13 protein-coding genes are annotated in these 21,340 nt (G+C 62.0%); 5 read left to right on the top strand and 8 right to left on the bottom strand.

What is annotated here, in order from left to right; translation table 11 throughout:
- Positions 1-3 precede the first annotated feature (3 nt).
- The 3 genes from D1223_RS02270 to yjfF are packed head-to-tail and all read left to right on the top strand — an operon-like array spanning position 4 to position 3,484.
- The gene (locus tag D1223_RS02270) at positions 4-1,506 is read left to right on the top strand and encodes a sugar ABC transporter ATP-binding protein (protein ID WP_119374780.1); all 1,503 of its coding nucleotides are present in this window, start codon (positions 4-6) and stop codon (positions 1,504-1,506) included.
- Positions 1,503-2,516 carry an ABC transporter permease gene (locus D1223_RS02265; RefSeq protein ID WP_119374779.1) on the top strand — a complete coding sequence of 338 codons (1,014 nt, stop codon included), beginning with the start codon at positions 1,503-1,505 and terminating at the stop codon, positions 2,514-2,516. Before D1223_RS02270 ends, D1223_RS02265 begins: the two co-directional genes overlap by 4 nt.
- On the top strand, positions 2,513-3,484 hold the full coding sequence (gene yjfF, locus D1223_RS02260; RefSeq protein WP_119374778.1) for a galactofuranose ABC transporter, permease protein YjfF: 972 nt from the start codon (positions 2,513-2,515) through the stop codon (positions 3,482-3,484). The genes D1223_RS02265 and yjfF overlap by 4 nt, the downstream gene beginning before the upstream one ends.
- Before the next feature lie 7 nt (positions 3,485-3,491).
- Here yjfF and D1223_RS02255 read toward each other — a convergent pair whose 3' ends face one another.
- Together D1223_RS02255 and D1223_RS02250 are read right to left on the bottom strand one after the other, a co-directional pair.
- Complete coding sequence (locus D1223_RS02255) at positions 3,492-4,361, bottom strand: SMP-30/gluconolactonase/LRE family protein (protein ID WP_119374777.1); 870 nt, start codon at positions 4,359-4,361, stop codon at positions 3,492-3,494.
- Between the two features lie 2 nt (positions 4,362-4,363).
- Positions 4,364-6,514 carry an alpha-glucuronidase family glycosyl hydrolase gene (locus tag D1223_RS02250; RefSeq protein ID WP_119374776.1) on the bottom strand — a complete coding sequence of 717 codons (2,151 nt, stop codon included), beginning with the start codon at positions 6,512-6,514 and terminating at the stop codon, positions 4,364-4,366.
- A gap of 174 nt (positions 6,515-6,688) precedes the next feature.
- Here D1223_RS02250 and D1223_RS02245 point away from each other — a divergent pair, with 174 nt between their 5' ends.
- A complete protein-coding gene (locus D1223_RS02245; RefSeq protein WP_119374775.1) occupies positions 6,689-9,415 on the top strand; it encodes a glycoside hydrolase family 3 C-terminal domain-containing protein in 2,727 nt (908 codons plus the stop codon).
- A 55-nt stretch (positions 9,416-9,470) separates the two neighbouring features.
- Here the strand turns inward: D1223_RS02245 and D1223_RS02240 are convergent, their stop codons facing one another.
- The 6 genes from D1223_RS02240 to D1223_RS02215 all read right to left on the bottom strand — a co-directional run bounded on the left by D1223_RS02240 (position 9,471) and on the right by D1223_RS02215 (position 19,707).
- On the bottom strand, positions 9,471-10,973 hold the full coding sequence (locus tag D1223_RS02240; RefSeq protein ID WP_119374774.1) for a tryptophan halogenase family protein: 1,503 nt from the start codon (positions 10,971-10,973) through the stop codon (positions 9,471-9,473).
- 7 nt (positions 10,974-10,980) lie between these two features.
- On the bottom strand, positions 10,981-12,030 hold the full coding sequence (locus tag D1223_RS02235; protein ID WP_119374773.1) for a cupin-like domain-containing protein: 1,050 nt from the start codon (positions 12,028-12,030) through the stop codon (positions 10,981-10,983).
- Complete coding sequence (locus D1223_RS02230) at positions 12,027-12,767, bottom strand: SapC family protein (RefSeq protein ID WP_119374772.1); 741 nt, start codon at positions 12,765-12,767, stop codon at positions 12,027-12,029. The genes D1223_RS02235 and D1223_RS02230 overlap by 4 nt, the downstream gene beginning before the upstream one ends.
- Positions 12,768-12,945: 178 nt before the next feature.
- Positions 12,946-15,960 (bottom strand): TonB-dependent receptor, encoded by a 3,015-nt coding sequence (locus D1223_RS02225; protein ID WP_199288183.1) that lies wholly within the window; start codon positions 15,958-15,960, stop codon positions 12,946-12,948.
- 349 nt (positions 15,961-16,309) lie between these two features.
- Positions 16,310-17,326 carry an SMP-30/gluconolactonase/LRE family protein gene (locus D1223_RS02220; protein ID WP_119374770.1) on the bottom strand — a complete coding sequence of 339 codons (1,017 nt, stop codon included), beginning with the start codon at positions 17,324-17,326 and terminating at the stop codon, positions 16,310-16,312.
- Positions 17,323-19,707, bottom strand: coding sequence for a glycoside hydrolase family 3 N-terminal domain-containing protein (locus D1223_RS02215; protein ID WP_119374769.1), 2,385 nt, complete (start codon positions 19,705-19,707; stop codon positions 17,323-17,325). Before D1223_RS02215 ends, D1223_RS02220 begins: the two co-directional genes overlap by 4 nt.
- Positions 19,708-19,950: 243 nt before the next feature.
- On the opposite strand from D1223_RS02215, the gene D1223_RS02210 reads away from it, so the two are divergent.
- The gene (locus D1223_RS02210) at positions 19,951-21,318 is read left to right on the top strand and encodes a GntT/GntP/DsdX family permease (RefSeq protein ID WP_119374768.1); all 1,368 of its coding nucleotides are present in this window, start codon (positions 19,951-19,953) and stop codon (positions 21,316-21,318) included.
- The last annotated feature ends 22 nt before the right edge of the window (positions 21,319-21,340 follow it).

Here is a 21,340-nt window from a genome sequence, read left to right as displayed (position 1 = left end):
CCAATGACTGCTGCCACGCCGCTCCTCTCCCTCCGCGGGGTCCGGAAGGAATTTCCGGGCGTCGTCGCACTGGACGATGTCGACTTCGAGGTGAGGCCCGGCGAGGTCCACGCGCTGCTCGGCGAAAACGGCGCGGGCAAATCGACACTGATCAAGGTGCTGACAGGCGTCTATCCGCGCGATGGCGGGGAAATGTCGCTGGGCGGCGGGACGCTGTCGCCGCAATCGGTTGGCGAAGCGCAGGCGGCGGGGATCAGTACGGTGTACCAGGAGGTCAATCTCCTGCCCAACCTGTCGGTCGCGCAGAACCTCCTGCTCGGGCGCGAGCCGCGGCGCTTCGGCCTGACCGACTGGAAACAGATGAATGCCAAGGCGCGCGAAACGCTGACGCGATTCCGTCTCGACATCGACGTGACCCGCCCGCTGGGTGCGTTCTCCGTCGCCATCCAGCAGCTTGTCGCGATTGCGCGAGGTGTCGACCAGCGGGCGAAAATCCTTGTCCTTGATGAGCCGACGGCAAGCCTGGATGCCAGCGAAGTCGAGGTGCTGTTCGACATCCTGCGCGACCTGCGGACCGCCGGGCTGGGCGTGGTCTTCGTCACCCACTTTCTCGACCAGGTCTACGCGCTATCGGACCGGATAACGGTGCTGCGTAATGGCAGGAAGATCGGGACGTTCGAGACAGCCGAGCTCCCTCGCCCGAAACTCGTCGAGCATATGCTGGGCTATGAGCTCCAGGGCACGGCCAGCAGCCACGCAAGCCGCGGAACAGTAACAGAGGGAAACGACGCGGCGCTGGAAATGGACAGTGCCTGCGTATCGGGTTCGGTGCAGGAGATCAGCCTGGCGGCGCAATCGGGCGAGGCGATCGGTCTTGCCGGCCTGCTCGGTTCCGGGCGCACCGAAGTCTGCCGCGCAATCTTCGGTCTCGACACGCTTTCCAGTGGCCGGATTCGCCGCAATGGCCGCGATGTGCACATCACATCGCCGCGCGGCGCCATTGCGAAAGGCATCGCGCTGTGCCCGGAGGACCGCAAGGCAAACGGCATCGTGGGCGAGCTTAGCGTGCGGGAGAATATTGCCCTCGCCTTGCAGGCCCGGCGCGGCTGGTGGCGGCCCATTCCGGCCCGTGAGAAGCGCGCCATGGCCGAGAAGGCGATTACCGATTTCAAGATTGCGACACCTGACGCCGACAAGCCCGTCCGCCTTCTCAGTGGCGGCAACCAGCAAAAGGTCATCCTCGCGCGCTGGCTCGCCATCGAGCCGGATGTGCTGCTCCTGGACGAGCCGACACGCGGCATTGATGTCGGCGCTCATGCCGAAATCCTGCGCCTCATCCACCAGCTCTGCGAGCGCGGAATGGCGCTGATTGTGACGTCTTCGGAACTGGAAGAACTCGTCGCCTTCAGCCACCGCGTCATCGTGCTGCGCGACTTTCGCCAGATCGCAATGATCGAAGGCGAGGACATCACAGAGGACGCCGTCTTGCAGGCGATTGCCTCATGACCGGGCCGAAGTCGATCATTTCCACGCTGCAACGCCACGGCGCGCTCTGGCCGCTGGTCGCGCTCGGCCTCATCTGGCTGGTCATCATCATCGTCAATCCGGGCTTCTTTGCTTTCACCATCCAGGACGGGCGGGTGTTCGGCGGCGTCATCGATATCTTCAATCGCGGCGCACCGGTCGCCCTGATCGCCATCGGCATGTCGCTCGTCATTGCTACTGGCGGGATCGACTTGTCGGTCGGAGCCGTGATGGCGATTGCGGGCGCCGTCGCCGCCAACCTCATTGTCGGGACGGACCTGCCCGTGCCGCTGATCATCCTCGCCGGCCTCGGCGCAGGCCTTGCCGCCGGGCTGTTGAACGGCACGCTCGTCGCCGGGTTTGGAATCCAGCCGATTGTCGCGACCCTCATCCTGCTCGTCGCCGGGCGCGGCGTCGCGCAGCTCCTGAACGATGGCCAGATCATCACCTTCCAGAACGAGGCCTTCGCCTTTGTCGGGGTCGGCACACTGCTCGGCCTGCCCATGCCGGTCTGGCTGGTCCTGTTCGTTCTCGCTGCCATGCTGTTGATCACCCGCCGGACAGCGCTCGGCCTGTTCATTGAGGCGGTTGGCGCAAATGCCTCGGCGAGCCACTATGCTGGCGTTCCCGTGCGCGCCATCAAGCTGACTGTCTACGCGATTGCCGGCCTCTGCGCGGCGCTCGCAGGCCTCGTCGCAACCGCCGACATCCAAGGCGCCGATGCGAACAATGTCGGCCTCTGGATCGAGCTCGACGCCATCCTCGCCGTCGTCATCGGCGGTACCAGCCTGATGGGCGGGCGGTATTCGCTGGTGCTCGCTGTTGTTGGCGCGCTTATCATCCAGTCGCTCAATACCGCCGTCGTGTTGTCGGGCATTCCGCCGAAGTTCAACCTGGTGATCAAGTCGGCCGTGATTGTCGCCGTTCTGATGCTGCAGTCGCCGGTCGCGCAGGCCCAACTTGCCTCGCTGCGCAGGAGGTTCACCGCATGATCCCGGCCCGCCACGCGCCCGTCCTCGTCACCGCAGGTCTCTTCGCAGCGCTCTTCATCCTCGGCGCGCTGCAGTATGACGGCTTCGGTACGCTGCGTGTCTTCCTCAACCTGTTCACCGACAATGCCTTTCTCGCGGTGACCGCCATCGGCATGACCTTCGTCATCCTGTCCGGCGGCATCGACCTGTCGGTTGGGGCGGTCATCGCCTTCACCGGCGTGCTGACCGCCGTCCTCGTCCAGGCGGGCTGGCCGCTATGGCTGGTATTTCCGCTCGTGCTGGTCATCGGCGGGACGTTCGGCGCCGGCATGGGATGCCTGATCCACTTTTACAGGCTGCAACCCTTCATCGTGACGCTTGCCGGCATGTTCCTGATGCGGGGGCTCGCCGTCGTGGTCAGCGAACGCTCCGTGCCCATCGAGCATTCTGTCTATGATGCGGTAAACGCGGCGGGCGTCATGCTGCCGGGCCGCGCCTTCATAAGCGCTCAGGCGATCATGCTCGTCATCGTGCTCGCCGGCGCTCTCATCCTTGCCCACTACAGGCGATTTGGAACCTATGTCTACGCCATGGGCGGCAATGCGGAATCGGCCCGGCTGATGGCTGTGCCTGTCGCGCGCACCACGATCGGCATCTATGCCCTCAGTTCCTTCCTCGCCGCTCTCGCCGGGATCATGTTTTCCTTCTACACCTCATCGGGCTACGCACTCGCCGCTGTCGGTCTTGAGCTGGATGCGATTGCCGCAGTGGTCATCGGCGGCACGCTGCTCACCGGGGGCTATGGCTACGTGATCGGCACGCTTGTCGGCGTGATGCTGATGGGTCTTGTGCAGACCTACATCGCCTTCAACGGTTCGCTGAACAGCTGGTGGACCAAGATCGTCATCGGCGTCCTGGTACTCATATTTGTCTGTCTCCAGAGGATCCGGATACCCACCAAGGCTGCGACAGGGTCCGCCCGCGAATGACGGTCTGCTACACCCGATAGCGATATCCAGGAAGTCCGCGCGCATTCGTTCGCAGTACGAACAGGCCACCAGATTTCGGAAACGCGCTCAGGCTTTGCCCATCAAGCCCCTCACGTGCGGACGTCACGAAGACGAGGTTCATGTCTGGACCGCCAAAGGCGGGACAAGTCGGTTGCGGCGCAGGCAATTCGAACGCGCTCAAAGCGTCGCCATCCGGCGAGAAGACGGCAAGCCTGCCACCGCCCCACAGCGCAGACCAGTACCGCCCTTCGCTGTCGACCGTTGCGCCATCCGGCGCCCCCTGCTGCGGCTTCGCGACGACAGATGATGCGCCTTTTTCATCGCGCCGGCGGATGACGCCTTCCATCGTATCGGCATAATACATTGCATCGCCGGATGGAGACCAGGCCAGGCCATTCGGTATGCCCAGTCCCGGTATCTCCAGCCTGGCGCCAGACGCCCCGGCCAGCTGGTAAAAGCCTGTCTCGCAAGGCGTTTCACCGCCCCCTTCATGCATGGATCCTGCCCAGTAACTCCCGTCCGGACCAACCTTTCCATCATTCAGCCGCACATTGTGCGCCTCAAGTTCGGGCGGCCGCGCAAGCCAGTCGATCTTGCCGGTTTCCGGCTCGAAAAGCGCAAACCCGCTCTCGAAGGCGCAGACAAACCGGCTGTCATCGCCTTCAACGAGGCCAAAGGATCCCAGGCGTTCAGGTAGGCCAAAAGACTGTACCGAGCCCACCGGCCAGGTCAGGCGAAACATCCGGCTTTCCTGAATATCGGTCCACCAGACCGTCTGGTCGCTCGCCCGCCAGACAACACCCTCGCCCAACGTATTGGCGACATCGATGATGTCGATCAGCTCAACTTCGATCATGCCTATTCGCCTTGGCCCGGCGCATTGGGGAATTCGAGTGCCTTGTAGTATCCCAGGTCGTGCGCGGGCGGTTCCGTCCCTGCAGGCAAATCAAGTCCGTTGACGCTCATCCAGTAAGCCAGTGAAGCGTCCCGCCACCAGCGGGCCTCCTTTGCCTGAATGTCGAGATAGGCCGAAACCTCCCGAAGCCGCTCGCGATCAATGGCGCCCTCGAGAGACTGCCAGTGCACCTTCAGCTCGCCCACTTGGGACACGCCACGATCATAGTGATCGACCAGCGCCTCCCAGAGCGTGCGCCCGGATTTCATCTCATGGTCCCATGGCACGCGGTGGAACCAAAGGAGCAGTTCGTCAGGGGTCGTGGCGATATCGGACCAATTCTCCCGCAACGGTTCGGCATATTGCGCGATGGCATTGGAGCCCGTCTGCGTCCGGTCGAACCCGATCGCGTCCTTTGTGGCGCGGTGATAGTAATAGGGCGTCCAGTCCGCCCGGCCGAGATCGTCCACCCAGGGTGCCGGCCCATAATGGTGCCCTGTGCCCATGAGATGGGTGAGCCCGAGCGGCGTCATGTAGTTCACCACCGCCTCGCGCGACGCCATCATCATGTCCACGATCACGTCACGCGCCTCTGGCCCCGTACTGAAGGTCAATGCCGCCCAGTCCCGCGCAATTCTTTCTGCGGACGCCTCCGGATTCCAGGCCAGGCGGCCGAAAGCATACCAGTTGGCCTGATCGAAATGCGAACCGGTCCAGTTCCGGTCACTGCCAATATTCGAAACGCCGGCGATGGCAGTCAGCGGTTCGCCCGTCAGCGCTCCATCGACGACTTTCGCGACCGTCGATCCCTGACCGTAAACGTAGGTGTCTGCCGACAGCACCTCCTCCCAAAGCGTGCCGAGATAGGCGAGATGCGTCGAGAAGCCGAGATACTCCTTGGTGACCTGCAGCTCGAGCGCCAGCGGTGTGTCTTCCATTGCGCCAAAAAGCGGATGGAAGGGCTCGCGTGGCTGGAAGTCGAGCGGTCCATTCTTCACCTGGACGATGACATTATCGCGGAAGGCCCCGTCCAAGGGTTTGAATTCCGTATAGGCCTGCTTGACCCGGTCCTCCGGCTCCTCGGCCGAATAGACGAAGGCGCGCCACATCACGACGCCGCCATGGGGCTCAAGCGCGTCGGCCAGCATGTTGGCGCCCTCGGCATGGCTGCGGCCATAGTCCTGCGGGCCGGGCTGGCCTTCCGAGTTCGCCTTGACGAGAAAGCCGCCGAAGTCGGGTATGCGGGCATAGATCTCGTCCGCCTTGGCCTGCCACCATTCTTGCACATCTTCGTTGACCGGGTCCGCCGTCGGCAGCCCGTCCAGCTCCATGGGCGCTGAGAAACGCGCGGTGAGATAAACCTTGATCCCATAGGGCCGGAATACATCGGCCAGCGCCGCGACTTTCTCCAGGTATGGCGGCGTCAGCACGGTCGCGTCGGCGTTCACATTGGTCAGGGACACACCATTGATCCCGATCGACGCGTTGGCGCGGGCATAGTCCTCATAGCGCCGGTCGAGAAAATCCGGCAGGAGGTGCCAGTTCCAGATCGATTGGCCCGCATAGCCGCGCTCGACATGACGGTCGAGATTATCCCAATGGTTCAACAGCCGGAGGTCGACAGAGGGCGCCTCCTCAACGGAGAGGCCGCGCACATCTTCACCGCGCGAGGTCCGCATCAGAAGATCGAAAACGCCATACATCAGGCCGGCGTCCGACTGGCCCGCGATCAGAACGGCATCACCGTCACCTGTGGCCAGCGTGCTGATGGTGTAGCCATCCTGCCCCAGACCCGAGACGTCCGGGCGATCGGTTTGCGCAAAGCCATCGTTGCAGGCTGCACTTGCCAGGACAAGCGCCCCCTGGCCAGGCGCTTCGCCGCGCGGCAGCTTGCTTCCGGTCAGGGACTCAAATGCGATATCCAGCTCATCCAGCGATTTCCGGATGGTGGGAGACGGATCATCGCAGCCCGTGACAATATTCGAAGGCGTAAAGGCAACACCGCTCGCAGGGGCCGTGTATCGCAGCCAGAGCCGGTATCCATCTTCCGCCTGCGCCAGCGGGACGATCAGTGCCGTCGCCAGCGCAGCAAGGGCCATAGCTCTGAAGCGCATCGCATTCCTCCCATTGTCATTTTTTATCTCCGGAACGGCCGGAATCGGCGGGTTGCGGGTTGTCGCCGGTAGAAATGTTAGCGTACAACATTTTCAGCAACAAGCACGCGCAAAATCCATGCGCCCATCGCGGGCTCCCTACGCCCCAACTCGTCCTCGGGAGGATAGAACTCAATGAAAAACGCAATTTCCAGAAGCAGCTGGCTGGCCACAACATGCGCCATCGCGATGCTGACGGCCTGTAACGCCAATGACGCGACAACGGCCGGACAAACCGGGGCAGCGCCAGCGGCGCAGGACACACAGGCCGCTGAGGCAGCCGCCGTTCTGCCTTACATGAACCCGGACCTGTCACCGGAAGAGCGCGCGAAAGATCTCGTCTCGCGCATGACGCTGGAAGAAAAAGCGTCCCAGATGTACGACAAGGCCGCCGCCATTCCGCGCCTTGGCATCCATGAATACAACTGGTGGAACGAAGCGCTGCACGGTGTGGCCCGCGCCGGTCATGCGACGGTCTTCCCGCAGGCCATCGGCCTTGCCGCAACCTGGGACGAGGACCTGATGCTTGAGGTGGCGACGACCATCTCCGACGAAGGCCGCGCCAAGCATCATTATTACGCCGCCGAAGACGTCTACGCCATGTATGGCGGCCTCACCTTCTGGTCGCCCAATATCAACATTTTCCGTGATCCCCGCTGGGGCCGCGGCCAGGAAACCTATGGCGAGGATCCGTTCCTGACGGGCCGTATGGCGGTCAATTTCGTCAATGGCATCCAGGGTGATGACGACAAATATCTGAAGGCCGTGGCGACCGTGAAACACTATGCCGTTCACTCCGGCCCGGAACCGTCCCGCCACCGGGACGACTATATCGCGACCGATGCCGACCTCTGGGAGACCTATCTGCCGGCCTTCAAGATGGCGATGGATGAAGCTGACGTAGAATCGGTCATGTGCGCCTACAATGCCGTCTGGGGCGCCCCGGCCTGTGCATCCGAGCGCCTGATGGTCGATCTCCTGCGCGGCGATCTCGGCTTTGATGGCTATGTCGTGTCGGACTGCGGCGCGATCGGCGACTTCTACTATGATGAGGAGAAAGTCGCAGCGGGCGAAGCGCCCTATGTCGCGCATGATTATGTCGACACGCGCGCCGAAGCAGCCGCCGTTGCCGTGAAGATGGGCACCGACCTCAATTGCGGTGACGGTGAAGGCAACAAGATGGACGCCCTGCCGGAAGCCGTGGCGCAGGGACTGATCGATGAAGAGACGATCGATCAATCGGTCATCCGTCTGTACACAGCGCTCTTCCGCCTGGGCATGTATGACAACCCATCCCTCGTTCCGTATGCAGATACTTCGATTGATATCGTCGCAAGCGATGAGAACATCGCGCTGTCAGAAGAGACAGCGCGCAAATCCCTCGTCCTGCTGAAGAATGACGGCATCCTGCCGCTCGCGGACGATACGAAAGTCGCCGTGATCGGGCCGAATGCCGACAATTGGTGGACGCTGGTCGCCAACTATTATGGCCGCCCCACCCAGCCGGTCACGGCGCTGGAAGGGATAAAGGCCAAGGTCGGCGAGGAAAATGTCACCTATGCGCTCGGCTCTACCATCGCTGGCGACATCTACTCCGACTACAAGCCGGTGCCGGCGAATGTGCTCTTCCATGAAGACGAGAGCGGCGAGCTCGTTTCCGGCGTTCAGGCTGCCTATTACGAGGACAAGTTCATCTCCGGCGAGCCATTGCTCGAACAGGTCGAGGACAACATCGACTTCTACTGGGAGCGCACGCCCGGAACGAACGGTCTCAACGATGAGTTCGGCGCCATCTGGCAAGGCGTGATCGTCCCTGAAGAAGATGGTGTCTACCGCTTCCAGCCGTCTCGCTGGTCAAAGGTCGAAATCGATGGCCGCGAAGTCGGCGAAACCGATGATGTCGAAATGAAAGCAGGTGAGCGCTATCCGTTCACGATGACGCTGAATTTCGATAGCGGCTGGCCGCGCGACCAACTCGACAAATACGCCTATCTCAACTGGACAAACGTCTCGCGTGACCTGGAGGCCGAAGCCCTCGCCGCCACCGAGGACGCTGATGTCATCCTCTATTTTGGCGGTATCGACGCCAATCTTGAAGGCGAGGAAATGGGGGTCGAGCTCGACGGCTTCCTTGGCGGGGACCGCACGCATCTGAAGCTGCCCGCGCCGCAGGAAGCGCTCGTCAAGAAGCTTCACGCAACGGGCAAACCGGTCGTGATGGTCAACTTCTCGGGCAGTGCGATGGCGCTCAACTGGGAAGATGAAAACCTGCCCGCCATCGTGCAGGCCTTCTATCCCGGTGAAAAGGCCGGCGAGGCGATCGCCGACCTGCTCTGGGGCGAATACAGCCCATCCGGGCGCCTGCCGGTGACCTTCTACAAGTCCGTCGAAGACCTTCCGGATTTCCTCGACTATTCGATGGAAAACAGGACCTACAAGTATTTCGAGGGCGAGCCGCTCTACCCGTTCGGGCATGGGCTGAGCTATACCGCGTTCAGCTATTCCGATGTCGGCGTCGCGGGCGATTACGTGCCGGGCGAAGACCTTACCGTCAGCGTCGACGTGACCAATTCCGGTGACATGGCCGGCCGGGAAGTCGTGCAGGTCTACCTCACGCGCACCGACCGCCCGAACCGGTCGGTTCCGAAGGTCGAACTCGTCGGATTTGACGTTGTCGATCTCCAGCCCGGTGAAACCGCCAGCGTTGAAGTGACGGTCCCGGCAAGCCAGGTCGGCTATCATGACGAGAACGGCAATCTCACCTTCCCGGAGGCAGGAAGCTTCACAGTCTCCGCAGGCGGTGGCCAGCCAGGCTTTACTGGGAATGTCTCATCGGTCGAAGTCGCGGTTGCCGGCGAGTAGCCGACGCACGTGCAAGATATGAAAGGCGGCGGGCGCGGGAGTGTCCGCCGTTTTTCTATGCGGGCGTCACGGGGCAGTATTGCCGGACGAAATCCTCATGCGCGGGCAATTGCTGCACGGCCCGCTCGATCTGCGCACGCTGCCCATCGAGCGCCCCTTTGAGTTTGTCATCGGGGAACATGTGTCCGACCGCATGCCACCCGGTCGGGTAAAGCCCCTGCCCCATCATGACCTGGACCCAGGAGTCGGTCAGGAACAGCTCGTCGCAATTGTGATAGGCATAGGCGCTCTCCCGGAACAGCGCGATCCGTTCGGCGAGCGTATCCGGGATATCCATCGCCTTGCGCCCGCGCCAGAAATCGGAATCCTCGCGCTCAGTCAGCTTGTAGTGAAGGATCAGGAAGTCGCGCACCTGTTCGAGTTCGCGGTTCATCTTGCGGCTGAAGAGGTTCGCAAGGTCCTCCGTCACGCCGTGATAGGGAAAGAGTGCGACGAGATCGGCGACACCGCGCTGGATGAGGTGGATGCTGGTCGATTCCAGCGGCTCCAGAAAGCCGCCCGACAGGCCGAGTGCGACACAGTTCTTGTTCCAGGCACGCTTGCGGCGCCCTGTCCGGAAGCGGATCAGACGCGGATCGGTGCGCAGCGGCCCGTCGATGGCGTCTCGCAGTTTCTTCTCGGCCTCATCCGGATCGAGGTAATTGCTGTCGAAAACGATGCCATTGCCAACACGGTGCTGAAGCGGAATCCGCCAGCGCCACCCGCCCTCATGGGCAATCGCGCGGGTATAGGGGATGGCCGGCCCGGTCGCCTCCGACTGCGCGGCCACCGCAGCATTCATCGGAAGCCAGTCGCTCCAGTCGTCGAACCCGGTCTTCAGCGCCTGCTCGATCAGCAATCCACGAAAGCCTGTGCAGTCGATGAAGAGATCGCCCTCGATGCGTTCGCCCGATTGCAGCTTCAGCGCTTCGATGAAGCCGGTCTCACTCGATTGCTCGACATGCTCGATCAGGCCTTCGACGCGCCGCACGCCCTTCTGCTCACTGAAGGCCCGCAGGAATCGCGCATAGGCCGTCGCGTCGAGGTGGTAGGCATAGTTGAGCACCGACTTGTCCGGCGCGGTGTAGAACTTGTCCGCCCGCGCGGCCTTGAGCTCGAGGCAATAGTCGTCGAGCGAGCCGCCAAACCCACGGCTCTTCGCATGCAGCCAGAGATGATGGAAAGGCGCCACCCAGGTGTGGCGGCCGAGCGTGCCAAACGAGTGGATGTAGCGATGGCCGGGCTTCAGCCAGCCTTCGAACTCGATACCAAGCTTGAAGGTCGCGCCGGTGGCCTTCATGAAATCGGCTTCGCGAAGGCCCAGATGCGCATGGAAAGTACGCTGCGTCGGGATGGTCGCTTCACCAACGCCGACCGTGCCGATCGTGTCGGATTCAATGAGCGTGATCTCAAGCGCCGGGCCGAGATGGTGCGACAGTCCTGCCGCCGCAATCCAGCCCGCCGTCCCACCACCGGCAATCACAACGCGCTTCACCAGATTTGTCTGCGTATCACTCATGAGGCTCTCAACGGTTCAGTTTGCGCAGCACCTCTGCGCGAAGGCGGCGCGCCATCATCTCATCGATTTCGCCCAGCGGACCGCGCGCAGCCGCTGGCAGGTGCGCCCCGGCCTGGCCGGCGTCACCGAACACGTAATAGTCGAACATCTCGCGCCAGGCGGCCTTCTCGGAAGCAGGCCGGTCGCGCAGGCTCAGCAGCCCGTGCAGCAAGGTGTTCATTGGCGAGTCCGCATAGGATGGTACCGCATTCCACCAGTAATTCAGGAGGATATTGAACGGCTCCCTGGCTTCAACCTGATGCCACCAGAGCGCGGGATACATCAGCAAGTCACCCGGTTCGAGATCGGCGATCTGCGCGGCTTGCGCAGCCTCCTCGAATTTTGGATGCGCATCGAGATCGGGATTGTGAATGTCGACCATGCTGATGACCTGCCCGCCAGGCGTCGGCGCCAGAGGTCCCGGATAGAGATTGTGAACCTGGTCGGGCGGAAACAGGATGAACCGCCGCCGCCCGGCCAGGCAGACGGCGATATTGTTCGACATGTCGTAATGCGCCCGGGCCGTCGTCTTGCCGCCGAGCCAGAGCGAAACGACGGGCGGCGCCTTGGCGAAGGGCGCGAGCGGCGCCAGATCGATACCGTTCTCGGCCTCGAAGCCAGGAAAGAACAGCATCTGATCCGTAGACTGAACATAGTAGCCGGGCGGGTTCGGCTGCCCGAAAGTTTGTCTGACAGCAGAGAAAAACGCCTCAAGCGAAACCTGCGACCGCTGAAAATTCATCGCGGTAACGGTCTCGTCGTAAAAGGGCTGGCCTTCGGCTTCCGGTGCAAGGGTGTAGAGGACAAGCGGCCGGGCACTGTAAAACTGGGCGAGGTAGTCCATCGCGGCGTCCGGCCCGTCGAGCCCCGCCTTCACGATCGGCCATTGCCGCCCGACACCGCGGACGATGACCGGCCTGTCAGCCTCTATAATTCTCGCAAACGGTATCCCGCCAGGGCCCGAAACCTCCAGGATTTCGGTGCGGCTTGCGTTTTCGAGAAAGCTGGCCGTGTTCAACCTGAGCCCCCACTCGACTGCGCGGCAACCTTCCTCGCCTTCATCTGGATGAGACGGCTGATATTGTTCAGCGAAGCGACCATCATGTAAGCCGCGTAGAGGTAGCCTGCCCGGTTCAGCTGATGCAGGGCCTCGGCATCCAGTTCATTCAGCCGTTCGATGCTGACCGCCGAAAACCCCGGTATGCTGAAGGTCATGCCCTCACCGAATTCGCCTTCGATATTGACCGGCTCGATGAGGTTGAATTTCTCAAGAGCCGCGAAGAGCGGCTTTCGGACTTCTACTCCGGCATGCAGTCGCCGGAGGATGCCTGCGACGTGCTCGAGATACGGAGAATTGCCGCCATGCTTGAGAAACAGGGGTACGCCAATCTCATCGCCGACCGCAGGATGATCGAGATCGATATTGATCATGGGCTCAGACTGCGCCTGATCCTCCTGGGAAGCCATCCTGATCGTGAAGGGCCCGCGCGCCAGAATGGCTGGAATGTATGATGACACCCAGCGGTCGCCGTCGAGATACAGGTTCTCCCCGCTGTCAAAGCCAAGCAACACGACGGCCTGATAGACGCCGGCCGGATCCTTCTTCAGCAGGATCGGGAATTCGCGCTGCAGCTCCAGAAACTCGGTCGGGACGACCACGGCCTGATTGACGCCATCCCCGAACGCTTCTCCACGCGCTGTGCTGACCTTCAGGTCGGCATGATCGACATTGTTCAGAAGGACGGTATTGGACACGCCTGGCTCCGTTCTTTGATGCCCGTCAGATTGGCCGGGTCCGCTTCGCGCTGACAGCCGCAAGCCCTGACACTCTGCACAAATGGCATGGAATTCAATAGCGGAAAGGCCGCCGGGGGAGGAAACCGGCGACCTTTCTTTTTGACCGCCATCGGACCTGGTGTCCGAGGCGACTTCTCTAGAATCTGTAGCGCGCTGACAGAATGTAACGCGGCGACAGTTCGTATGCGTAGTAGACCTGCTCAGGCACCCGGTGGTAGGTCCGCTGGTCTTCGCCGGTCAGGTTGATCGCCTCGAAGGACACGGCAATCTGGTCCGTGATGTCGTAGCTGACATTCATATCCCACTGGCCATAGTCCTCGACATAGATACCGGAACGGTCACCGGTCTGGTTCGTCTGCGCGAGGAAGGTGTCACGCCAGTTGTAGGCCAGACGCGCCGAGAAGCCGTACTTCTCGTAGATGCCGGTGATGTTGTAGGTATCCGACAGACCGGTCAGTGCGAACTGGTTCTCGGACGGGCTCGCGCCCGGATCGAGTTCCACGTCGCCATTCACGACCGTGTAGCTGCCGGCAATGCCGAAGCCGGTATCGCCGAAGAAGTGCTGACCGGCAAACTCGAAGCCGTCGATCTTGCCTTCCCGGTTGTTGATCGGCTGCTCCACCGCGAAGGAGAAGAGCGGGTCATCGCCATTTGCAACCACATCGTACTGGCCGAGAATGGCGTCGACATAGCTCTGCGGAAGCGCATTTGCGGCGGCGCCGTCCGTGCCCAGACGGGACTGGAACTCGGCCTGCGCGGCAGCAACATTGCCGCCATTGGCATCGATCAGGGCAACAAGGGTGAACAGGTTCGCTTCCGACTGGTCAACGCCGAGATCGGAAATGATGTCCAGCGCGTCGCCGGATCGGGAACCCGCTGCCCCCGCAGTGGGATCGCGAAGATCGAACAGGTTGCGGTCAACGACACCCGTACCGATGAAGTTCTTCACCCGCTTGTCGAAGTAACCGACCGACACATAGCTCGACTCGTCGAAGTACCATTCCAGCGAGAGATCGAAGTTGTCCGATTCCAGCGGCAGGAGGTTCGGGTTCTGCGATGCGCCCGTCACCTGGCCACCAAGGACCGTCGGACGGTTGGGCGCATTCGCCGTCGTCGATGCGAACAGGTTGGAGAAGGCCACACGGCCGATCGTCTTCGAGAAAGACGCCCGCGCGACGATGTCGTCCGTGAGATCCATCTGGAAGTCCAGGTTGGGCAACAGGAAGTCATAGCTGCCTGACCCGCTCACCGATTCGCGGTCGGTACCGTTCTGGATGACGAAATCATTGTCAGCCGTCCACACAATGGCCGTCGGAACGGTCTGGAGCGTATCAGAGCTGACCTCTGTTTCTTCATAACGCAGGCCGGCATTGATGCGGGCAGGACGATTGAAGAATTCGCTCTCCATCTCGAACTGAGCATAGAGCGATGTGATTTCTTCACTCACCGTGTCGTTCGAACCGCCCCGGATGATGTCGTTCTGCGAATAGGCATCCTGGAAGATCGGGAAGAGCTGGGTCGGGCTTGAGCGGAAGGCCGTATCCGCCTTGCCGACCGGCAGGTCGTCGAACACGCACTCAAGACAGTAGGTGGTCACAAGACCCGGTGCGAACTGCTCCACATCGCCAGGATTGCCGATGCCCCAGGAACCGAGGTCCTGCTGCGTCGTCGCCGTGGCGCGATCAAAGGTACTGTCGCGGTAGTTACCGCCCACGACGAGGCGGGAATTGTCGAGTTCCCATTCGAAGCGCAGATCGAGTTCGTCGATGCTGTTCTTCGCCGACGCGGTGCTGGAGCGCTGCACCTGGGTGCCGAGGTCGCCGGCATCGAGAATACCGTTGCCGTTGCCGCGCACGCTGTCATCGATGGTGTAATCCTGGACCGGATAGCCGGACCGGTAGTCGACCGAGTGGCTCAGGATCACCGGCGCACCGAACGTCACGAAGGTTGCGCTGTGTCCCAGCGGATTGTTGCCGCGGGACTTGGAAATCGAGCTGTGAGCGTCAAAAATGACCGACATATCGTCGTTCAGTTCCCAGTCGGCATTGAAGCCCAGTGAGCTCAGCGTATCGCGTGTCGCACGATCGGTTTGCTCAAAGCCGATATCCTTCGACCCGTTATTGTTCTCCTGCATGAAGGCAGCAGAGGCAACCGGACCGTTATTGTTGAAGATAATCTGATCGAACGGGGTCGCGAACCAGTTGGTCTGTTCGAAACGGAGCTCTTCGGAGTCGTTGCGGGCGAAGGTGTAGTCACCCGTCAGGGTGAGGTTGTCCATCGGCCGGAATTGCATGACCAGCTGACCGTTGATGCGCTCCCGCGAGAGTTCGGACAGGTCGTAGCGGCTGTCCTGCGGAATGGCATAGAGCTGCCCATCCTTCGGCGGATTCGTGATCTGCGTGCTGCCATCGCCGCGCACATAGCTGCTGTCTTCAAACGGCCCATCGACCGCTGGATCAAAGACAATCCAGTCATTGATCTGCTGCGTCGGCGCGCCGGAATCGCGCTTGGCGTAGGAGCCGAAGAGGCTGACGCCGATACGGTTCTCTGCATCCGACCAGCTCGCGATACCGGAGAGTTCCGGGGTCACATCGTCGCCGTTGACGACGCTGTCATCGATGACGCCCTTGATCTGGCCCGAGCCGACAAAGCCGGACTGACCATTGTCCAGCGGGCGCTGTGTCACGATGTTCACTGTGGCACCGATGCCGCCGGTTGGCAGGATGGCCTGACCCGTCTTGTAGACTTCGAGCGCGCTAACGCCCTCGGATGCGAGGTTGGAGAAGTCGAATGCCCGGTCGCCGCCGGCGCCGTAGTTGCCGCGTTGGCCGACCAGACGTGTTTCCGCGGTCGGCATGGTGCGCCCGTTCAGTGTGACGAGGTTAAAGTCCGGACCGAAACCGCGGACGGTGATTTCCGAGCCTTCGCCGTTCGTCCGGCTGATCGACACACCCGTGATGCGCTGAAGCGATTCAGCGAGGTTCGTGTCGGGAAACTTGCCGATGTCTTCGGCGGAAATCGCGTCGACAACGCCGTTGGCGTTGCGCTTGATGTCCATCGCCTCTTCGAGCGATGACCGGATGCCCGTTACAACGACGACGTCCTGCCGGGCCTCTGACTCGGCGTCGGCGTCCTGAGCGTGAGCAGGCATCGCCGCCGCGATGGATACGGCCGATACACCCCCCAAAAGGCTACGCCACGCGATAGCGCCTGTACGACGGGTATAGCTCCGCTGGTTGCTTGAAGTCACTTTTACCTCCCTTCGCCACCCTCTTTCCAATCGAGGATGATCATCCTTGTGGTGATGCGCCATAATGTTAGCGCTATCGTGCTCTAACAGAGCATTGTTTCGAGGGGCTGACAATCCCCTTCCCAAAATTTTTGATAGCGCTATCTTAAGCTCCTGAGTTTTCTACAAAAAACCTTGTGAAACCTGGACCCGCCATGGGGCAGGTGTGACCGAACAAACACAGCCCAAACAGGCTGTTTTCCGGACAACCCTAGATACCCATGGTCTTCGTCGGCAGTTCGTACAGCACGTCAGACGAAGTGATGAACAGACGCGAACCGTCGCCGCCAAAGGCACAGTTTGCTGTCGCTTTGGGCATTCTGATCCGTCCGAGGACCTGCCCCTGTGGCGCAACCACAAATATCCCGCCCGGGCCTGTTAGGAATATTCGACCGGCGGCATCGACGGCCATGCCGTCAGGCAGGCCTGGGCTGCCATCTTCAGCAAAAGGCGCGGCATCGAAAAGAATTCGATCCGACGCAATTGCACCATCCCCATCGAAGGAGAGTTCACGCAGGATCGGCGCGGCCGGATCTGACTGGCTCACATAGAGGCGGGTCTGGTCCGGCGACAGCGCAACGCCGTTGGGAAATGTCATGTCATCGAGGAGCAGCTCCACAGTGCCGCCGGGCCGGAGCCTGTATACACCATTGAACGTCAGGGCCTTCAGCGGCGAGTCGTTCATCCCCGCCAGACCGTAGGGCGGGTCGGTGAAGTAAATTGTACCATCGGAGGCTTCAATCACATCATTCGGACTGTTGAACGGTTTTCCGTCGAACTGGTCGGCGACGACAGACCGCTCGCGTGTCTCGATGTTCAGCCGCTCGACGCGCCTGAGCCCGTGATTGCAGACCAGGAGCGATCCGTCATTCGCATACAGCAAGCCATTGGAACCGGGCTCCCTGAACCCTTCGGCTTCCGCCGCGCCGGAGGGGTCGAGGAACAGTTCCTTGCCGCCCGCCTCGCTCCACATCCACGCCTTGTTCTGAGGGACATCGGAGAAGTAGAGCCGCGCGCGCACAGGGTCCCAGGCCGGCCCCTCGCTCCAGGTGAATCCCTCAGCCCGCTTGATCAGCTTCGCGCCCGGATCGACAATGTCGCGCAGGCCGTCATCGAACACATCGAGCGTGACGGTCGCACCCTCATCGCTCACCAACAGGGCCGGAGCCTGGCACGCCGCTGCGGCGCCCGCGAGGCCAATAAGAACTTGCCGCCTGTGAAACCTCATTGGACCGAAACCTCCGTTTCAATCGCAGCCGCCGGAACACGCGTCTGCGCGCCTTCGGTCACCTCGACCGAGACCTCGCCCGCAATATCATCCGACGACGACCCGATCATGAAATCGAGACGCCCCGGCTCAATCAGCCAGCCGCCATCACCGTCATAAGTCGCCGATTGCGCAGGCGAAAGCGAGAACGTGACCGTAACCGACTGTCCGGCCGGGATGCTGACCCGTTTGAAGCCACGTAGCTCCTTCTTGGGCCGTGCGGTGCGCGAAACGGTGTCGCGCATGTAAAGCTGCACAACCTCTTCCCCGTCGCGTTCACCGTTATTGGTGACATCCACCGAGATATAGAATGCGTCCATCGGCCCGACGGCGCGCTTGCTCAACTGCGGTTCGCCGTAGGTGAATGTCGTATAGGTCAGCCCGTGACCGAACGCGAATTGCGGCGTGATCGGCAGGTCCATATAGCGATTGGAATCGACCGACAGATCGGGATTGGCGGGCCGTCCGCTTGGTGGTTCGGAGTAAGTGAAGGGGAGCTGCCCCGTAGCCCTCGGAAAATCGACAGGCAGGCGGCCGGCAGGCATGCGGGCCCCGTAAACGACATCCGCAACAGCCGGTCCCGCCTCAACGCCCAGCATCCATGTCACCAAGACAGCGTCAGCCTTTTCCGCGACATCCGGAATGGCCATGGCCCGGCCCGTGACCAGAAGCACGGCCGCATCCGGCCTGGCCGCCAGCACGGCATCGGCCAGCGCCTTCTGTCCGGCTGGCAGCTCGACCGATGAGCGGCTGCGGGCCTCGCCCGACAGGTCAAAATCCTCTCCGATCACCAGTATGACGTCACCGGCTGCTCTCGCGGCCTCAACCGCCGCCGCAATTGCCGTCTCATCGACCGTCTGAATACCGCCGCCAGGCTCATAGCGCACATTGACGCCGTCCGGTGCGCCATCGGTCAGGCCATCGAGGATCGAAACAACATCATCCGCTTCGCCCCGCGCGCGCCATGAGCCGAGCTGGGTCATCCGGTCTTCGGCCAGGGTCCCGATGACCAGGATGTCGCCTGACGGCTCGTTCAGTGGCAGCGTCTGATTGTCATTCTTCAAAAGCACCATGCTGCGGACGGCGATCTCGCGCGCGGCGGCCCGGTGCTCAGGGGTCAGGAGGCTCGCCTGTTCGCGCGCGGTGTCGTGATAGGCCAGCGGATTGTCGAACAGGCCGAGCCGCTCCTTCACCGAAAGGATATGGCCGACCGCCAGGTCGAGATCGGCCTTAAGCGCCGGGTCACTTTCCAGCATCGCAGCCAGGTCTTCCCCGAACACGCCGCTCGTCATGTCCATGTCGACACCCGCCCGAAGCGCGAGCGCGCCTGCTTCGCCGCGGTTTGAAGCGACACCATGATTGAGAAGCTCGGCGATGGCATTCCAGTCGGACACGACAAGACCGTCAAATCCCCATTGATCGCGCAGGATGCCATCGACCAGCGCCTCGGTTCCGGTGACGGGCTCGCCGCCAATATCGTTGAACGCCGTCATGTAGGAACCAACGCCAGCCTTTTCGGCAGCATAGAATGGCGGCAGGTAAACCTCATGGAAGGTGCGCTCAGAAATGTCGGCAGAGCCATAGTCGCGCCCGCCCAGGGCCGCGCCGTAGGCACCGAGATGCTTGGCGGTCGCCAGTATCGTGTCGGGCTCGGCAAGCGAGGTCCCCTGATAGCCGCGCACCTGCGCAACCGCCATCTGGCTCGATAGATAGGGATCGGACCCGGCGCCCTCGACAATCCGGCCCCAACGCGGATCGCGGGCAATGTCGATCATCGGCGCGAATGTCCAATGCAAGCCGGCCGACGTGGCCTCTACAGCAGAAATGCGTGCGGCCTCTTCCCAGGCAGACGGGTCGAACGAACTGGCAATCGCGATCGGCACCGGGAAAATCGTGCGATATCCGTGCACGACATCCATGGCAAAAAGGAGCGGGATGCCGTGTTCGCTTTCCTCGACGGCGACCCGCTGAAGCGCGCCGAGCGGTTCGGCGCCCGCGACATGGAGATAGGATCCCACCTTGCCGGCGCGCACCCGGTCGAGCTCGGCATCGGTGAGCCGTGAATTCAGCGATTTGCTGCGCCCGCCAGCCGCCTGGACGAGTTGCCCGATTTTCTGGTCGACGGTCATTTCATCGAGGAGACTTTCGACCCGCGGACTGAAGTTGGACGCTGGTTCAGCCTCTGAAACAGGCGGCGCTGGTGCAGCGGTCTGCGCAGGCGGCGCAGCAACACAGGACGCCGCTGCAAACGCAACCGCCACAGCACTGGCAGCCCTGCCGCGCTGTCCGCGTTCGGCCCGTAAATGCTCGATAATTCGCGCGAAATTCTGCACCACAGCCATTTCGTCCTCCCTTGGTCTGGCGTCTTCGCCATTAATTATGTTAGCGTTCCCACTTCCAAAATTGTGAGGCACTGTCAAACTGCTTTTGGAATTCGAAGACCAAGACGCTGGATCAACCAGCCATTCGAAATGACCGAGGGACAAGGGAGGAATCGTCCGTGAAACGCTGCCCAGCGATCCAACGCGATCGCCAGACAAATCTTGAATCCAGCGCGCAGACACACGCCAGTTCGACGGTCTGTCATGGATAGTTCTCTTCTTGGCCTGCTGATCATCATCGGAGGCATCGCAGCACTGCTGGCGATGATCATCCTCGCACGTATCCCAGCCTTCATTGCGCTTCTTGTGACCTCGATTGGCGTTGCGCTGGCCGCTGGCATGCCGGCCGACGCCATCATGGGCTCGATCCGCGACGGCATGGGTGGGACGCTCGGCTTCGTTGCGGTGGTTGTCGGCCTCGGTGCGATGCTCGGCGCCATTCTCGAGCATTCCGGCGGCATCCAGTCTCTGTCCCGCGCAGCCCTTTCAACAGCCGGGCCACGCGGCGCTCAGTGGGCCCTGGCCGGCGTCGGCGTTGCCGTGTCCATTCCTGTCTTCTTCGACGTTGCCTTCATCATCCTCGCGCCAATGCTGTTCGGCCTGGCGCGACGCTCCGGCCGCCCGGTTCTCTGGTTTGCGATCCCCGCGCTTGCGGGCATGGGCATGGCGCACACATTCCTGCCGCCAACGCCCGGGCCGATAGCGGTCGCCGACCTCATCGGCGCCAATCTTGGCTGGGTCTTCCTGACCGGCCTGGCAACGGGCGTCCCGGCCGTCTTGCTGGGCGGCATCGTATTCGCCCCGATGGCATCGAGACTGGCGGGACCTGTACTGGATGCCGGACCGGCCTCCTTGCCTGAAGCGCTCGAAGAAGTGGCTCCCGAAACGGACGGCGCGAAACCGCCCTCGGCCCTTGCCGTCCTGCTGATCATTCTCGCTCCGCTTGCGCTCATCGTCCTTGGCGCCTTCGCAGGAATGTTGCCTGTGCCAGAGGCGGTCCAGGGTGTCCTGACCTTCGTCGGACATCCCTTTGCGGCCCTGCTGGTCGCCTGCGCCGTCGCCTATGTCGTGCTGGGCCTTGGCCATGATTTTGAACCGGAAGCCCTGAACAAGGTCATGGGAAAGTCGCTGGAGCCGGCAGGCGTTATCGTTCTTATCACGGGCGCGGGGGGCGCGTTCAAGCAGGTGCTGGTCGATTCCGAGCTCGGCAACCAGATCGCCGACCTCATGGTCTCCGCCAATCTCGCCCCCATCGTCATGGCCTTCGCGATTGCAGCCATATTGAGGGTCGCCCAAGGGTCTGCCACCGTCGCCATGATCACCAGCGGCACACTCGTCTCAGCCATGATCGACACGGCAAATGCCTCGCCCATAGGCCTCGCCCTGATCGTCTCCAGTATCGCATCCGGCGCCATTGTCTGCAGCCATGTGAACGACTCAGGCTTCTGGCTGGTGAGCCGCTATCTTGGCCTGACCGAAACGCAGACGCTCAAGACCTGGACGGTGATGACGACCATCATCGGCGTATCGGGCTTCCTCATCGCCTGCCTCATTGCGCTCATAGCGACCTGACGGCCAACCGCCTTTGCGACCG

The sequence above is a fragment of the Henriciella mobilis genome, assembly GCF_003576285.1.
Lineage (GTDB): Bacteria > Pseudomonadota > Alphaproteobacteria > Caulobacterales > Hyphomonadaceae > Henriciella > Henriciella mobilis.
This window is presented reverse-complemented; position numbering and strand designations above follow the sequence as displayed.

What these genes read in the sequence shown, in the direction of transcription:
- D1223_RS02220 (WP_119374770.1), bottom strand. Translation starts at nt 17,326, where the DNA reads ATGAGGTTTCACAGGCGGCAAGTTCTTATTGGCCTCGCGGGCGCCGCA.
- D1223_RS02245 (WP_119374775.1), top strand. Translation starts at nt 6,689, where the DNA reads ATGAAAAACGCAATTTCCAGAAGCAGCTGGCTGGCCACAACATGCGCC.
- D1223_RS02255 (WP_119374777.1), bottom strand. Translation starts at nt 4,361, where the DNA reads ATGATCGAAGTTGAGCTGATCGACATCATCGATGTCGCCAATACGTTG.
- D1223_RS02270 (WP_119374780.1), top strand. Translation starts at nt 4, where the DNA reads ATGACTGCTGCCACGCCGCTCCTCTCCCTCCGCGGGGTCCGGAAGGAA.
- D1223_RS02240 (WP_119374774.1), bottom strand. Translation starts at nt 10,973, where the DNA reads ATGAGTGATACGCAGACAAATCTGGTGAAGCGCGTTGTGATTGCCGGT.
- D1223_RS02250 (WP_119374776.1), bottom strand. Translation starts at nt 6,514, where the DNA reads ATGCGCTTCAGAGCTATGGCCCTTGCTGCGCTGGCGACGGCACTGATC.
- yjfF (WP_119374778.1), top strand. Translation starts at nt 2,513, where the DNA reads ATGATCCCGGCCCGCCACGCGCCCGTCCTCGTCACCGCAGGTCTCTTC.
- D1223_RS02265 (WP_119374779.1), top strand. Translation starts at nt 1,503, where the DNA reads ATGACCGGGCCGAAGTCGATCATTTCCACGCTGCAACGCCACGGCGCG.
- D1223_RS02215 (WP_119374769.1), bottom strand. Translation starts at nt 19,707, where the DNA reads ATGGCTGTGGTGCAGAATTTCGCGCGAATTATCGAGCATTTACGGGCC.
- D1223_RS02210 (WP_119374768.1), top strand. Translation starts at nt 19,951, where the DNA reads ATGGATAGTTCTCTTCTTGGCCTGCTGATCATCATCGGAGGCATCGCA.
- D1223_RS02225 (WP_199288183.1), bottom strand. Translation starts at nt 15,960, where the DNA reads ATGCCTGCTCACGCTCAGGACGCCGACGCCGAGTCAGAGGCCCGGCAG.